The following is a 15,075-nucleotide window of genomic DNA, read 5'->3' on the forward strand; positions in this document are numbered from 1 at the left end:
GGTTTATCCGCCGGGCCTTTTATCCGACCGAATCCGGCGAAAGCAGAGGTGCCTCGCCTGACACGGTTTCCACGCTAGTTACAGCATATTTTTCAGCTTATAGAGCCATTCCAGTGCCTGGCGCGGCGTCAGGCTGTCCGGGTCAATGGATTCCAGCGCTTCAATAGCAGGCGACGGTTCTTCAGGGCTGAGCAGTGCCAGTTGTGAACCGTCCACATGACTGCTGGAAGTATGGCCGGCGAGAGATTCCAACTCCTTCAGTTTTTGACGGGCCCGCTTGATGACGTCTTTGGGCACGCCGGCCAGCGCGGCGACCGCCAGACCATAACTCTTACTGGCCGCACCGTCCTGTACGCTGTGCATAAACGCAATGGTTTCGCCGTGTTCCAACGCATCCAGGTGGATGTTAACCACGCCTTCCATCTTTTCCGGCAAATTGGTGAGTTCAAAATAGTGGGTGGCAAACAGCGTCATCGCCTTGATTTTGTTGGCCAGTGTCTCCGCACAGGCCCAGGCCAGCGACAGGCCGTCATAGGTGGATGTACCGCGTCCGATTTCATCCATTAGCACCAGACTGTGTTCTGTGGCGTTGTGCAGGATATTAGCGGTTTCCGTCATTTCCACCATGAATGTAGAACGTCCAGATGCCAGATCGTCGGCGGCGCCGACACGGGTGAATATGCGATCTACCGGGCCGATGCTTGCCTGTTCGGCCGGAACGTAGCTGCCGATATGTGCCATAAGTACGATCAACGCTGCCTGACGCATATAGGTACTTTTGCCGCCCATATTGGGGCCGGTGATGATCAGCAGGCGACGTTGCGGCGACAGCGACAGCGGGTTGGCGATGAAAGGTTCGCTAAGTACCTGCTCCACCACCGGATGACGGCCGCCGGTGATTCTGATGCCGGGTTTGTCGCTTAAGGTTGGGCAAACGTAATTCAGCGTATCAGCGCGTTCGGCCAGATTGGCGAGTACATCAAGCTCCGCCAACGCGCTGGCGCTTTGCTGCAATTCGGCCAGATGCGGCAGCAGCAGATCGAACAACTCGTCATAAAGCGCTTTCTCCAACGCCAGAGCCTTGCCTTTAGACGTCAGAACCTTGTCCTCATATTCCTTCAACTCCGGAATAATGTAGCGTTCCGCATTTTTCAATGTTTGGCGGCGGACGTAATTCATGGGGACCAGGTGGCTTTGGCCGCGACTCACCTGGATATAGTATCCGTGAACGCCGTTGAAGCCGACTTTCAGCGTATCTATGCCCAGCCGTTCGCGTTCGCGGATTTCCAGTTTATCCAAATAGTCACTGGCGCCGTCCGCCAGTCGACGCCATTCGTCCAGTTCCTCGTTGTAGCCGCTGGCGATGACGCCGCCGTCGCGAACCAGTACCGGAGGGGACTCGATGATGGCGCGCTCCAGCAGGGCGCGCAGGTCATCAAACTGGCCGATTTGGGCATCCTGTTGCCGGATGAAGTCGACGTCTACTCTGGTCAGCAGGGCATGGATATCCGGCAGTTGCTGGAAGGCGTGGCGCATTCTGGCGAGATCGCGTGGGCGGGCGGTTCGTAGCGCCAACCGGGCGAGGATACGTTCCAGATCGCCGATCTGGCGCAAGAAAGGCTGTAGCTCATGAGCGATATCCTGCAAGGCGCCCACTGCCTGTTGGCGTTGCATCAGCAAGTGGGCATCGCGAACCGGCATATGCAACCAGCGTTTCAGCATACGGCTGCCCATCGGTGTGACGGTGCGATCCAGCACTGCCGCCAATGTATTCTCCGTACCGCCGGAAAGATTTTGCGTCAGTTCCAGATTACGTCGGGTGGCGGCATCCATGATGATGCCATCCTGTTGCCGCTCCATGGTGATACTGCGGATATGAGGCAAAGAGGTACGCTGCGTGTCTTTGGCGTATTGCAATAGGCATCCGGCCGCCCGCAGTCCCATTCGAGACTGTTCAACGCCGAAACCGGTGAGATCGCGGGTGCCGAACTGAAGATTCAGCTGCTGCCTGGCAGTATCCAGCTCGAACTCCCAGAGTGGGCGGCGGCGCAGGCCGTGACGATGCTCAATGAGCGGCATGGCCTCGAAGTTTTCCGGGTACAGTAATTCGGCTGGATTGGTGCGTTGCAGTTCCGCCGCCATGGTTTCCCGATCGGCGGGCTCCACCAGTTGGAAACGGCCGGAGCTGATATCCAGCGTGGCGTAACCGAACCCTTTGCCGTCCTGCCAGATGGCGGCCAGCAGGTTGTCCTGTTTTTCTTGCAGCAATGCTTCATCGCTGATGGTGCCGGGCGTGACGATGCGGACGACTTTGCGCTCAACCGGCCCTTTGCTGGTGGCGGGATCGCCGATCTGCTCGCAAATCGCCACGGATTCGCCAAGGCTAACCAGTTTTGCCAGGTAGTTTTCCACTGCGTGGTGCGGAACGCCCGCCATCGGGATCGGTTCACCCGCCGATGCGCCGCGTTTGGTCAGCGAGATATCCATCAGCTGTGATGCGCGTTTCGCATCGTCGTAAAACAGCTCGTAAAAGTCTCCCATACGATAGAACAGCAGAATGTCAGGATGCTGCGCCTTCAGCTTTAGGTATTGCTGCATCATCGGCGTGTGGTCGGTGAGATCCATGTCGATAGACTCTTTCATAATGAATTTACTCGATTTTCAATCATTCTGTTTGTTCCACTGAAGCCAGTCGCGCGCCGAAAAACGGCCGAATCTGAAAAATTATCGATCGGCGACAGATTGGATATGGGCGATGCTTGTTATCGCCTTAGTCCCCCGGTGTCGGCGGTGGTGATGAGTGCGGCGATGTGCCGCCGATCGGCTGCTCGTTACACGACATCCCCCCGTCGTCAGAGATCCTGCTCGTCAGGCGCTCCTACACCGACGGAAGTCCGGCATTATCACTGAAAAGCGTCGTGTTTTTCCAATTGGCGTCAGCCCGGACATTCCCGCATCGTCATCATCGGGTCGGAGACGGCGTTTGGCAGACGTTACCAGAGCCATGACCGGAAATGTATCCGTTTGGGCGGCTCTTTCGTCGGCGTGCGAAGCGATTCGCAACGCCGTGCAATGTGCCGTGTAGGATGCGGCAGAAGCGCTAACTCTGTGGTGAAAGCGCGACGTTCAACGGGGCGGTCACACTCATTGTCGATAAATCCCCAGGGTGACATAAACGGTTCCTCGTTCCGTTCGGCCGCTCAGGCTCCGGAAGCCGGTGACTGATGCTTGGGCGCTGTCTGTTGGGCGGTTTCCCCGGCCTCCAATGTTTGTCGATGGGTGAGCATCGGAAAGCATTTCATCCATAGTCCCACCACGAACAGCGTACCGATGCCGCCGATAACGATGGCGGGTACAACGCCGAGCCAGGCCGCGGTAACGCCGGATTCAAACTCTCCCAATTGGTTGGACGTGCCGATGAAGATCGAGTTGGCGGCGCTGACGCGCCCGCGCATTTCATCCGGCGTTTCCAACTGTACCAACGTGGAGCGGATAACTACGCTGATCATATCGGATCCACCCAGAATCAAGAGCGCAAACAGCGACAAGAACAGGTTGGTGGAAAGCCCGAAGGCGATGGTCGCGATACCGAATAGCGCTACCGCCATAAACATGATTTTACCGACGTTGCGCTGAAGCGGCCGGCGGCTGAGGTAGACCGACATCAGTACCGCGCCCAGCGCAGGTGCGCAACGCAGCAGCCCCAGCCCCCACGGGCCGGTGTGAAGAATGTCTCTGGCGACGATGGGCAACAGGGCCGTGGCGCCGCCCAGCAGCACCGCAAACATATCCAGCGAAATCGACCCAAAGATCACAGGGTTGCGGCGGATGAAATTCATGCCGCCGAACAGTGTTTCCAGACTGACGGGGGTGCGTGCCGGGGCTTTGTAGTTGTAGTGCAGGTTCAGCAGGATCAGTGAAGAGATTAAGAAGCAGACCACGCTGGATGCGTAAAGCGTGGTTGCGCCTATCAGGTAGATCAACCCACCTAGCGCCGGGCCGGCAATGACGGTCGCTTCGCGGGCGGAAGCCATTAGCGCCACCGCGCGGGATAACAACGCCGGTTCAATCAGGTTAGGCAGTAGCGCCTGCGTGGCCGGCATTTCGAATGCGCGAGTCGCGCCCAATAATGCCGAACAGCTGTAAATCATGGCGGCGCTGATGGTATGAGTGACGCACCCTACGACCAGGATAAACACCGTCGCCGCCATGATGATGCGGCAACACAGGATGATACGCTGGCGATTGTACTGATCCACAACGTGGCCCGCCGCCAGTGTGAGCGCCAACTGCGGCAGAAACTGCGACAGACCGACCAGCCCCAGATTGAGGGCGCTATTGGTGAGGTCGTACATTTGCCAGCCGATACCCACTACCAGCATCTGAAAGGCGAAGGAAGAGGCAATCTGACCTATCCAAAAACACATGAAGGTGGGGTGTTTTAACGGGGATGTATCCACAGTTTCCATCCGGTTCGGGAAATAAGAACAAGCCGACAGTGTACCTGAGTTAAGGCTTTATAAAACAGCGTATTGGCTGTGCCTGGCAAAGATTGGAAAACCATGATGAAACATGCCGTGATAGAGAAGGTAAAAGAACAGAAGGTGTTAATAATCGTGATGTTTTTTATTTTGATGACGGGTAATCTAAATTTATTACAGGTATCTGGCTGTCGAAATGCGTTTCAATAAGATAAAATAGTGGCGATTTTATTATTTATGTATTGATATTTATCATTTTTATTTTGTTTAATCCATTTTATCGAGGGTTTTTATGGAACAGTTACCTGCATGTCCAAAATGTCAGTCAGAGTATACATGGCAGGACGGCGAGATGCTGAATTGTCCCGAGTGCGGGCATGTATGGGCGCAGGTTGGCGAGGCTGATGCCCAGGAAGAGGGGCTGATCGTCCGTGACGCTAATGGCAATCTACTGGCGGACGGCGATACAGTGACTGTTATCAAGGATCTGAAAGTGAAGGGCAGTTCGTCCACATTGAAGATTGGCACCCGGGTGAAGGGGATTCGCCTAGTGGAAGGCGACCATAACATCGACTGTAAGATCGACGGATTCGGCGCCATGAAGCTGAAGTCCGAGTTTGTGAAAAAGAACTGAGGTGCGCGCTCCCTGCTTAACCGGCAGCCGCAGTCGGCATATATTCCACCCGATTGCGGCCGGCGTTTTTGGCTTGGTACAAGGCAATATCCGCTGCACTGTATAGTTCGTCGAAATGCGCCTGCGGCGGGGCCCAACTGATACCGAAGCTGGCCGTGACCAGGTATTCAGGCAGCGCGTCCAGCGGCGTGTGGTTCAGGCTGGCGTGAATGTGTTCCGCCAGCTCCACCGCCTGCATTAGCGAGTAGCCGTCCAGCAAAATGGTGAACTCTTCCCCCCCGACGCGGCCGATGCTGCCCTTCCCTTGTAAAACCTCTCTGATACGTCCGATGAGCGCGCAGATCACCGCATCGCCGGTGGGGTGGCCGTAAGTGTCGTTGATCTTTTTAAAGTGATCGATATCCAACACGATCAGCGCGGCCTGCTCGTGCTCCAGAGCGAGATCGATCAGGTCGATAATGGCGCTGCGGTTAAAAACATCAGTCAGCGGGTCATGAGTCGCTTTGTATTCGAGCTCTACTGCCAATTTATGCAACTGTGCGTTGAGACGGGTTAGCTCGCGTTCCGCCCGATCGCTGCGCGTAATCAGCCGGTGGGTTTCCCGCACCAGACGTTGGTAATGCTCCGTCAATATCAGCAGATTTTCCCGATAGATATCCGCCGGCATATTCGGTTGTGCAGCCACATTGCGCGCAGAAAGCAGGATGTCATATTCCGGGGTAAAAAGTTCATAGCCGCTCATTGCTGTTACTCCAGTATGTGGCTGTAAAACGCAAGGGCAGGGAAATCGATGCGTAATTCCTGACCGAATTCTTCGGCAATATCGTCGTCCCGGTCGTAGTGCCAGTGTAGCGCCACGGGTTGTCCGTTCTCGGCCGCCTGATTGAGCACGTTGAACAAACCGAACAGCATTTTGGTGCTGGAACTGTTGAAATAAGCCAGCGCCACATGGCATTCCGTACAGGCATTCTGCCAATCCGTGTCGTTGATTTTGGCAGCCAGATACGCCTGCACTCTGGCGATCAGCGGGCCATAAAATGCGGCGGCATTTTCAGGGTAGGACTCGCCGGCAAGGGAAAGATGATGTGTGTCGAAGTGAAAATCCACGGTCGGCGTACTGGGTGTACCGGCAATATGGAGATTTTCCGTTGTTATAGTTTCCGTCATGGTTAGATCACCGCCTTCAGATAAAACGTGGCGAGCCCGGTGGCGTCGTCGTCACGAAAGGTGAACTGCAAGGGTTCGCTGGCATCGCGGGCGATAGTCAGCAGTCCGATATCCGCGCCTTTGCTGGATGCCGGCGCCTCTTCCCGTAGCGAAGCTTTATACGCAAGCCGGATTTCATCGCTGCTCATGGCGCTCAGTGGTTCAAGACGGCCCTTTAGTTTCTCAATATCGCAGGGATGAACCCGGTTGGCGCATAGCAGAAAGTATTTCCCGGCTTCATGGCCGACGCACACAGAACCGTGGCGCACTTCGTCGCTGGTTTGTTCTTCCCCGGTCAGCGCCGTCGCTGAGTAATGGATAATGTTCTGCATCGACTCCACCAGGCTGGAAAACAGCCGACGACGTGTTGCCGGCGGAACCCGGCTTTTCTCAAGCTGGAGTCGCACTGTTTCTGCCAGCGAGCAGATGATGTTCTGTGAGAAATACCCCACGTAATACAGCGCGATTTCCTGCTGCTGCATCAGGTCAAAAATATCGGCATAGCCTTCGTGGGGCGTGATTCTCTGCGGAATCTGATGGTGTGTATTCACTGGTATCTGAATCCCCATAGGGTGAGATCGTCGCGTCGTTCCTGCGTGCCTTGCCAGTCGTGATGGTGTTGCAATACCTGGTGTGCCAGCACGTCCATCGGCAGTTCCTGCAAACGTAATAGCAGGCTTTGTAAGCGACGCTTGCCAAACTTGATCTGTTTTTCACCGCCGATCTGATCCGTAAGCCCATCGGTGGCGGCGAGCAGCAAATCTTGTGGCTGCAACCGCCGCTGGCAGGTCGGCCATTGATAGTCATATGGCGTATCCGTGTAGCCAATGCCCATTCGGTCGCTATCGAGGGTGAGTAATTCGTTGTTTGTGGTATCGATAAAAAAAGCGTGCAGACGTGCGCCGGACCAATGGAGTGTATGCGTTTCGGTATTCACATAGATCATTAGCGCGTCGCACCCATCGTTGGAGGCGGTGAGCTGGCCCTGGAAATCATTCTGGCCCAGCGTGTCTTTGATATAGCGATTGATATACCCCAGTAGCTGGCCGGTCTGAGCGGGGGAATGGCTGGAGAGCGCCTGTTCCAGCGCAGAATTGAAAATGAGCGTCATAAACGCACCGGGCACGCCGTGCCCCGTACAATCGGCAATAACTGCCAGCCAGCCGTGCTCACAGACCTGAAAGGCATAGCAGTCGCCGCCTACGCAGTCTCGGGGTTCCCAGGTCAGGCACCAATCTTGCAGCGAGGCCGCCATAGCCTGCCTAAATGGGCTTAGCATCGCCCCCTGTATGACGCTGGCATATTCTATACTTTGTATGATCTGCTGATGCTGGCGGGTGTGTATATCCGAGACGGTTCGGAACAAGTCCAGGCCAAGCCCAATGCCCAGATAGCGGCCGTTTTCGGTAATGATAAAACCGTCCGCCAGAAATTTGTCTCCGCTGATCACGGCTTTATCGGCCACATCGCTCAGTAGTGAAGAGGCTTCTACCATCAATGGGTTTTTATCCATGAACGCGATACAACTTTTACGGTCGTATATTTCACGGTAGTAGGGGCGCGTCATCTGGGATAGAAAACTGTGGCGATTGATGAGCCCGAGAGGATACCCCGCCTCGACGATCGGCAGGCTGGTCAATTCTTTATGACGGCTGAAAAGCTGCATCACGGTTGCATTATCGGTGGCGGGGGAGACATTGGGTGTGGCGATACACAAGTCACGCGCGCTAGGAAAATTGACACAACGTAGTCGGTTAATCGGGGAGGATAAAGTGCTCATGTGCTTGTCTTAAGGCAAATGCGACTTTGTTGAAAATAGCAATGCCGGATGACAGAAACATGACAGTGACAAAACCCGGTGGATGATGCGAGGGCTGTTTCGTGTTCGTTGTAGTGGCGTGACGCCAGCGCTGGCTAACGAAAAAGCGAGATCTCAGGGAAGGGGCTGGCACATACAATGTTGGGTTTTGTGTTGCAGTTCGTGAGATAACCTTTACATATATGAGCAAATATTTCCATGCGGGTTATTAAATGAACATTTTTATGCATTTTCAATCTTAATGAAAAAATGAAACAGCCGATATAGTTTACAAGAGAGTCTTTTTTGTCTGTTAGTCCCCTATTAAGCCAATAGTGCCGGGGATGATTTGAGGTGGTAAGCCGAAGTGGTGGTGTTCTTGCGTTCATTGGTAGATGCCGCCGGTAAGAATAATTATTTTTCATTTCAATAAATTGGTGTGAATTAATTACGGTAACTCACTGGCATGAGAAAAGTGCCGGCGTTTTATGAATATAAAAAGGAGTTACATTGTGGCTATTCCAGACATTCAGACACAAAACGCGAGCGTTGCGAATTTTCAGCCTAATCTCTCCACGGTGAGTGTGATAAAGAATCCCAATGCCGTGGCGGCGGTCAGTGCGGGAAATAAAACTGATTCGTCGACGACGGGGGATAGTTCATCGGATTCTTTGTTGTCAAATAGCGGCACTAAAGTGACGTTATCCAGCGATGGTAAAAATCGTTCCGACTCAACCCGATATTCTGGCAGCAGTCAGGTATCCGACGAAAAAGCGGCAGAGAAAAAAGCGCAGGAAAATAAGGAAAAACAACAGCAACAACAGCAGCAACAAAAGGAATACGCGGTGGAGCGCTCTTTACGCATGAGCGGTATCCCTTTGTATGGCGGTTCCCTGGTCTCTGTTATTAATTATCCGGATGGCGAATCAGAAGTGTTTGATGCCTTTACCGGGAAACGTATGAGTGCTGAAGACATGCTTTGGGTGGGTACGGAAAATTTCACCGATGCGGAAGAAGCATTTAGTTATTACAGCCAAGGGTTATATAACGGCATGTCAGCGGCAGAGGTTTATCAGCAAATTCAGCAAATGCTGGGTAATGGCTCGGCGGAGATATCCTGGAATGTAATAGGTACCGCTGACTCATTAAGTGAATTCTAATAATATGATGTAGTAAGCATTATTTTTTTTGATCTCCTACCTTAATCCCTGATGTTGCATCGGGCGCGTTTTCTTTATCTGAAAAGCGTGTACTCTCTCCTGTTATTATCTATTTTTAATTATAAAAAACCATCTTGATATAAAGAAACCATATTGATAGTGCCTTTATATCTATACACGTCGTACTTTACGTTTCAGGTAGGTGATAGCCAGATTAATCTCCGGTCGTTTTTATTAGCCAGCGGGTGGCGTAAGCGACAATGGCGGCCAATGCGCAGGTAACTTGTGGTATGAAGTGTATAACTCATTATGAGGGGATTAATCGTTTTTTATACATCACGACGGATCCGCGTTGGAATAATCATGCGGTTTTTTAATAATGACGCAGCTAACGTATAACGTAGCTGCACCTGAAATATGGCGAATATATCAATAAATGACCGGCGTAAATGAGGCGTGTCGATGCATCTGCATTGCTGTTGTCAATGCGTGTATTGCTGGTATGGATAAGTAACTCGTATGACTCTCATTAAACCGATGATTTAGGCTATGGGTCTGATACTTGTCCGGACGTTGTCGTGCGATGGCGTAACATGGACTTACTGACGGGAGCGATTATGTCGTCGATTGTTATTGAAGAGGCTGGCGCTGAGCATATTGCGACCATCTATCAAATCTACCGCCACCATGTGCTGCATGGGATTGCGACCTTCGAAACCGAACCTCCAGATGAACAGGAAATGGCCCATCGGGTGGATAAGGTGCGACAGGCGGGCTTGCCGTGGCTGGTTGCGACAGAGCATGGCCATGTGCTGGGATATTGCTATCTCTCCCCTTATCGTCCCCGCTATGCCTATCGCTTTACGCTGGAAGATTCTATCTATCTCGCGCCGGAGTGCGCCGGGCGCGGTCTGGGCAAACGCTTGTTACAGGCGGCGCTCGAACGTGTCAGGCAGTTGGGGTATCGGCAAGTGGTGGCGGTGGTCGGTAATAGCGACAACCAGGCCTCGCTGGGGGTTCACCGGTCGCTGGGGTTTGAAATGGTGGGGACGTTGCGTTCCGTTGGTATGAAGCATGGCCGCTGGGTCGATACGGTCATCATGCAGCGAGCATTGGGCGAAGGGGATAACACGCTGCCGCCGGAAGGTCGATGAGCCTGACGGCGTCCGGTTATGTTCGGACGCCGTCAAGGCTGTCGTGACCTGGGGTCGGTTACGGCCTTGCGGTATCAGCGATGCTGTTGCTGAGCCTTCCTCAGGGCGAGTACGCTGAGGATGGAAACGATCATCAAGTAGTAGCTCGGTGCCAGGTTGCTGCCGGTGGACGAAATCAACAACGTGCAAATGAACGGCGCAAAGCCGCCGAAAACAGTGACCGCGACGTTATAGCTGATCGCCATACCGCTGGCGCGAGTCGATACCGGGAACAGATCCGCCATCATCGACGGTACCGTCGAGAAATAGACCGACTTGAGCAGCGCCATCCAGCCCACCACCAGAATCAGCGAGAGTGCGGAAAGGTGCTGGGTCATCAACCAGAATGCCGGATAGATGGTGACGGCCAATAACAGCAGCGAGCCCCACATCAGCGGCAGACGCCCGATCTTCTCCGCCCACAGGCCCATCAGCGGCGTGACTACCGTCAGGATGATGCCGGCAATCAGCGTGGCGCTGAACGCTGCGCTAGAAGGCAGGTGCAGTGTTTTGGTGGCGTAGGTGGGAACGTAGTTCAGCATGTAGTTGACGGCAGTTGAGATCACCATCAGACCGATCGCGGTAAAAAACAGTCCTTTCTGTTGCGTAAATAACGTTTTTACCGGTGCGTGGTTTTTTTCCGCCTGTTCGAAGTTCGCCGGCTCATGGACATGACGCCGAATGTATAACCCGACAGGGCCAATCAGCAGGCCGAAGGCGAAAGGAATACGCCAACCCCATTCTTGAATCTGCGCTTCGCTCAGCCATTGCGACAGACCGAGACCGAAGGCGGAGGCCATCAGCGTGCTGGCGCCCTGGGTGGCGAATTGCCAACTGGCGATAAAAGCGCGTCGCTCTGGAAAATGCTCTACCAGAAAGGCGGTTGAACTACCGAATTCGCCGCCGGCGGAAAAGCCCTGAATCAGACGGGCCAACATCACCAGTATCGGCGCCGCTACGCCGATCGAGGCGTAAGACGGAATGAAGGTGATGATGGCGCCGCCCAGCATCATCAGGCTGATGGATAACAGCAGCGATGCCTTGCGCCCGGCCCGGTCGGCGTAGGCACCCAGCACGATGGCGCCCAACGGACGGATCAGAAACGACAGGCCAAAGCTGCCGAACGCCAGCAACAGTGACACCACTGGATCCTGCGTGGGAAAGAACGCCTTGGCGATATAACTGGCGAAAAAGCCGTATACGGCGATATCGAACCATTCCAGCGCGTTACCGATACAGGTAGCGAACAGCGTTTTGTACAAGCTCGGACGTGCCGGAGCTCGCGACTCCAGCGCCGTGGTCAGTGTATTCATGGGCGCCCCCCTGCTGTGCGATGCGCATGGTGACGTGCCAGAATCTCGCCGCCTTGTTCGCCAAATTCCCAAAACCATCGGGTCATGATCAGCAGCCCTTCACGAGCGATATCCGCCAACATGTGTTCATCCACGGCATGCTGGCCGCAGGCCGGGTAGGAGTGGGGGATCCAGAGCGTCGGCAGGCCCAGAATATCGGCGAACACGTCATTGGGCAGCGAACCGCCGAGATTGGGCAACAGCGCCGGTTTTTTCGCGCAACTTTGTTGCATCAAATCCAGCGTCCAGTCGACCAGCGGGTCGGTTGGGTCAAGCCGGGTGGCCGGTGTGCCGCGGACTTCGCTGATCACGACCTGACTGAAGCCGTGGGCGTCCAAGTGTTCGCGCAGGTGACGCTCTAGTTGTCGCCAGTCGGTACCGACCACAAAGCGTAACTGGCAAACTGCTGTGGCATGTCCGGGAATGGCGTTCATCGGGCGTTGTGGATTACCGGTCAGGAACGACAACACTTCCAGTGTATTCCAGCCAAACAGCCGTTCCGACGGCGAAAGCCCGCTTTCGCCCCATTGCGGATCGATGTCCGGGTCGCCGGCGTTGCCGCCGGGAGTGACGTCGCTCAGGATATCGCGCAGCGCCGGCGTCAGACGCGGCGGTTTAAGTGCGGAGACTTGTAACTGACCATGTTGATTGACCAGGCTGGCAATGGCGTTAGCCAACTGAGTGCCGGGATTACTGAGCAATCCGCCCCAGTTGCCGGAGTGGTAGTCGCGGTCGCGGGCATGGAGGGTCAAGCGAAAATTGACACAGCCGCGCGAGCCGAGAAACAGGGTCGGCCGCTCCGCGTTGAGCCTCGGGCCATCGGAAGCGAGGAACACGTCGGCTTTCAGCAGGTCGGCATATTCGCGACAGACGTCAGCCAGACCGGGGGAGCTGATCTCTTCCCCCATTTCAAAAATCCACGTGAAGTTAAAGCCCAGTTTGCCCTGCCGCGCCTGAAAGACTTGCTCCAGCGCCGCCAGATTGATGGTGTGCTGGCCTTTGTTGTCGGCGCTACCGCGGCCGTACCAGCGGCCATCCTTTTCCACCAGTTGCCAGGGCGAGAGCCCGTCACTCCAGTTTTCGTCGTCGCCGAAAACGACGTCGCCGTGGCCGTAGCACAGCAACGTGGGCAACTGCGGATCCTCAATGCGCGAGGCCAGCAGGAACGGCCGGTTGGCCGCTTGCGGGTTGTCGATTTTACGAAGGTCGAACCCCAACGCTTGCAGCGCCGGTACGATTTCGTCGTCGAGATACTGCCGCAGGGCGTCATCGCGATCGTTGCGTTGACTTTCACTGGCTATGGCTACCCGGCGAGCCAGAACCTCTTTGAGTTTTCCACTGTTGAAATAGTCCAGCGCCTGCTGGACAACCTGTGTTGCGGTCATGTTGTGCCTGTATTGCTGTTGTTATGGTACTTACAGGTCTAAACCATGCGCAGCGTTGCCGCAATAATAATAATTGCAATCGATCTTTGCTTTTAATATAAGGCTTGAGTGCACAGAAACGAGGCAACGGCAGGGGCGTCATGCATAACAGTGAAATCAAATACTTTTTGGCGGTCGCCAATACCGGTTCGTTGAGCGCGGCGAGTCAGCAGTTGTTTGTGGCGGTATCGGCCATCAGCCGACAGATTCAAAAGCTGGAGGAACGGATTGGCGCGCCGTTGTTTGAGCGCCATGCTCGCGGCATGGTATTGACCGACGCCGGTCAGATTCTGGAAAACCATGTGCGTAAAAGCATGATGGACATGGAATACGCCATCGCCGAGATCCAGGGGCTGAAAGCGGTTCGGCGCGCATTTTTGCGGATTGCCTGTACCGATGGCATGGCTTTCGATCTGCTGCCTAGCCTGTTGACCCGGTTTCGTCAGACCAATCCATCGGTGACATTCTTTTTGCAGGTGGGCACGGCAATGCAGGTGTCTGAAATGGTACGCAACGGCGAATGCGATGTGGCGTTCCAGTTCAGTCTGTCGCCGGAACGGAGCGTGGAAGTGTTGGCGTCCTATCCCGCCTCGGTCATGTTGCTGATGCGCCCGGAACATCCGCTGGCGCAAGAACAGGATATCCAGATGGCGGATTTGCAGGCTTTCCCTCTGTTGCTGCCGCAGCAAGGCACCACGACCCGCCAATTGTTCGATCTCACCTGCCGGATGAGTGGGACGTTTCTGGAGCCGGTGCTGAGCTGCAACAACCTTTCCACCCTCTATTATTTCCTGCTACAGACGCCGGATGCGGTGACGGCCTGTAGCCATTTCTCCGTACTTTACCGGGCGAAAGCGGACGGGTTGATGTTGAAGCCGGTGCTGCGCAATCCGCTGACGCAACGTACATTGCAGATCCAGACCATGGCGGGCAAGCATCGCTCTGCGGCGCTCAACCATTTTATTGACTTTGTGACGGATGAGCTTAGCCAGGAAAATGAACGGGTAATGGCGGATCTGTCGTTGTCGTAACCGCGTTAGTCTGGGTGGCGCGACGGCTGCCAGCGGCAGATGCGCCAGCCATGCTCTTGCGCCAGCACGGTGAGTGTTTCATCCGGGTTGATAACGCTGGCGTGATCGACGAATTCCAGCAGCGCCCGATCATTCATCGAATCGCTGTAGCCGTGCGTGCGTTGGAACGGTGCGCCGGGTCGGCTTTCCAGCCATTCCTGAACGCGGGTGACTTTGCCTTGTCGGTAGGTCGGTGTGCCGTGAATAGCGCCGGTAAAACGTTGTGCGTCCAGGGTGACGCCGATCGCCAGCGCCAGATCCGCGTCAAGATGGCGCGCAATGGGAGCAACCAGATGCTCGCCGGAGGCGGAAATCACCACGATGATATCCCCCCGCTGTCGGTGCCAGGCCATGGCTTCTCTGGCTTGCGGGTAGACCCGCGGCAGAATTTCCTGACGAATAAAACGTTCGGCCCAGCCTGCCACTGTATCCGCCGCAACGCCTACCAGCGGGGACAGCGTCAGTTGCATGTATGCATCCATCGACATGGTGCCCTGATAATAGGCCTTCATCAGTTCGCGTTCTTGTTGCAGCAATGCAGGCGATGCGACCTCCTGCGCCACCAGCCAACGTAACCACAGGCCGGTGCTGTCGGCGCAAATCAGGGTTTCATCCAAATCGAACAGGGCTAAATCCATCGGGCTCTCCGGGGCGATGTGTCGGGTTGAATCGTCATCTTGACGGGGCGTCAGCATAGTCGTCAATCATGACCGGCGTGTGATAAGCCGACCGGCCACAACGGTGGGTTTGCGAAAAA

Annotated in this window: 13 protein-coding genes; 4 read left to right on the plus strand and 9 right to left on the minus strand. The window is 55.0% G+C overall.

Features of this window, described 5'->3' with window-relative positions; genetic code table 11:
- Positions 1 to 78: 78 nt before the first annotated feature.
- Positions 79 to 2,643, minus strand: a complete 2,565-nt coding sequence (mutS, locus tag HEP82_RS10925) for a DNA mismatch repair protein MutS (RefSeq protein WP_192458109.1) — start codon at positions 2,641 to 2,643, stop codon at positions 79 to 81.
- A gap of 557 nt (positions 2,644 to 3,200) precedes the next feature.
- Positions 3,201 to 4,469, minus strand: coding sequence for an MFS transporter (locus tag HEP82_RS10930; protein WP_192458110.1), 1,269 nt, complete (start codon positions 4,467 to 4,469; stop codon positions 3,201 to 3,203).
- 304 nt (positions 4,470 to 4,773) lie between these two features.
- Between HEP82_RS10930 and HEP82_RS10935 the strand changes: the two genes are divergently transcribed.
- A complete protein-coding gene (locus tag HEP82_RS10935; RefSeq protein WP_192458111.1) occupies positions 4,774 to 5,115 on the plus strand; it encodes a zinc ribbon domain-containing protein YjdM in 342 nt (113 codons plus the stop codon).
- A gap of 16 nt (positions 5,116 to 5,131) precedes the next feature.
- Here HEP82_RS10935 and HEP82_RS10940 read toward each other — a convergent pair whose 3' ends face one another.
- The 4 genes from HEP82_RS10940 to HEP82_RS10955 are packed head-to-tail and all read right to left on the minus strand — an operon-like array spanning position 5,132 to position 8,101.
- Positions 5,132 to 5,857, minus strand: coding sequence for a GGDEF domain-containing protein (locus HEP82_RS10940; RefSeq protein WP_192458112.1), 726 nt, complete (start codon positions 5,855 to 5,857; stop codon positions 5,132 to 5,134).
- 5 nt (positions 5,858 to 5,862) lie between these two features.
- Positions 5,863 to 6,282: a DUF1987 domain-containing protein gene (locus tag HEP82_RS10945; protein WP_015854614.1), complete on the minus strand. Its 420-nt coding sequence runs from the start codon at positions 6,280 to 6,282 to the stop codon at positions 5,863 to 5,865.
- 2 nt (positions 6,283 to 6,284) lie between these two features.
- Entirely contained in the window at positions 6,285 to 6,890 is a 606-nt protein-coding gene (locus HEP82_RS10950) for a SiaB family protein kinase (protein ID WP_269150422.1), read from the minus strand.
- On the minus strand, positions 6,869 to 8,101 hold the full coding sequence (locus HEP82_RS10955) for a SpoIIE family protein phosphatase (RefSeq protein WP_192458113.1): 1,233 nt from the start codon (positions 8,099 to 8,101) through the stop codon (positions 6,869 to 6,871). Before HEP82_RS10955 ends, HEP82_RS10950 begins: the two co-directional genes overlap by 22 nt.
- Positions 8,102 to 8,631: 530 nt before the next feature.
- On the opposite strand from HEP82_RS10955, the gene HEP82_RS10960 reads away from it, so the two are divergent.
- Both HEP82_RS10960 and HEP82_RS10965 read left to right on the plus strand, forming a co-directional pair.
- Positions 8,632 to 9,279 carry a hypothetical protein gene (locus tag HEP82_RS10960; protein ID WP_192458114.1) on the plus strand — a complete coding sequence of 216 codons (648 nt, stop codon included), beginning with the start codon at positions 8,632 to 8,634 and terminating at the stop codon, positions 9,277 to 9,279.
- Between the two features lie 617 nt (positions 9,280 to 9,896).
- Positions 9,897 to 10,433, plus strand: coding sequence for a GNAT family N-acetyltransferase (locus HEP82_RS10965; protein ID WP_192458115.1), 537 nt, complete (start codon positions 9,897 to 9,899; stop codon positions 10,431 to 10,433).
- Between the two features lie 74 nt (positions 10,434 to 10,507).
- Here HEP82_RS10965 and HEP82_RS10970 read toward each other — a convergent pair whose 3' ends face one another.
- Together HEP82_RS10970 and HEP82_RS10975 are read right to left on the minus strand one after the other, a co-directional pair.
- Positions 10,508 to 11,785 carry an MFS transporter gene (locus tag HEP82_RS10970; protein WP_192458116.1) on the minus strand — a complete coding sequence of 426 codons (1,278 nt, stop codon included), beginning with the start codon at positions 11,783 to 11,785 and terminating at the stop codon, positions 10,508 to 10,510.
- On the minus strand, positions 11,782 to 13,209 hold the full coding sequence (locus HEP82_RS10975) for a M20 family metallopeptidase (RefSeq protein WP_192458117.1): 1,428 nt from the start codon (positions 13,207 to 13,209) through the stop codon (positions 11,782 to 11,784). Before HEP82_RS10975 ends, HEP82_RS10970 begins: the two co-directional genes overlap by 4 nt.
- Positions 13,210 to 13,349: 140 nt before the next feature.
- Here HEP82_RS10975 and HEP82_RS10980 point away from each other — a divergent pair, with 140 nt between their 5' ends.
- The gene (locus HEP82_RS10980) at positions 13,350 to 14,279 is read left to right on the plus strand and encodes a LysR family transcriptional regulator (protein WP_192458118.1); all 930 of its coding nucleotides are present in this window, start codon (positions 13,350 to 13,352) and stop codon (positions 14,277 to 14,279) included.
- 5 nt (positions 14,280 to 14,284) lie between these two features.
- Here HEP82_RS10980 and HEP82_RS10985 read toward each other — a convergent pair whose 3' ends face one another.
- The gene (locus tag HEP82_RS10985) at positions 14,285 to 14,956 is read right to left on the minus strand and encodes an HAD family hydrolase (RefSeq protein ID WP_192458170.1); all 672 of its coding nucleotides are present in this window, start codon (positions 14,954 to 14,956) and stop codon (positions 14,285 to 14,287) included.
- Positions 14,957 to 15,075 lie beyond the last annotated feature (119 nt).

It is taken from the genome of Musicola keenii (genome assembly GCF_014855505.1).
Classification (GTDB): Bacteria; Pseudomonadota; Gammaproteobacteria; order Enterobacterales; family Enterobacteriaceae; genus Musicola; species Musicola paradisiaca.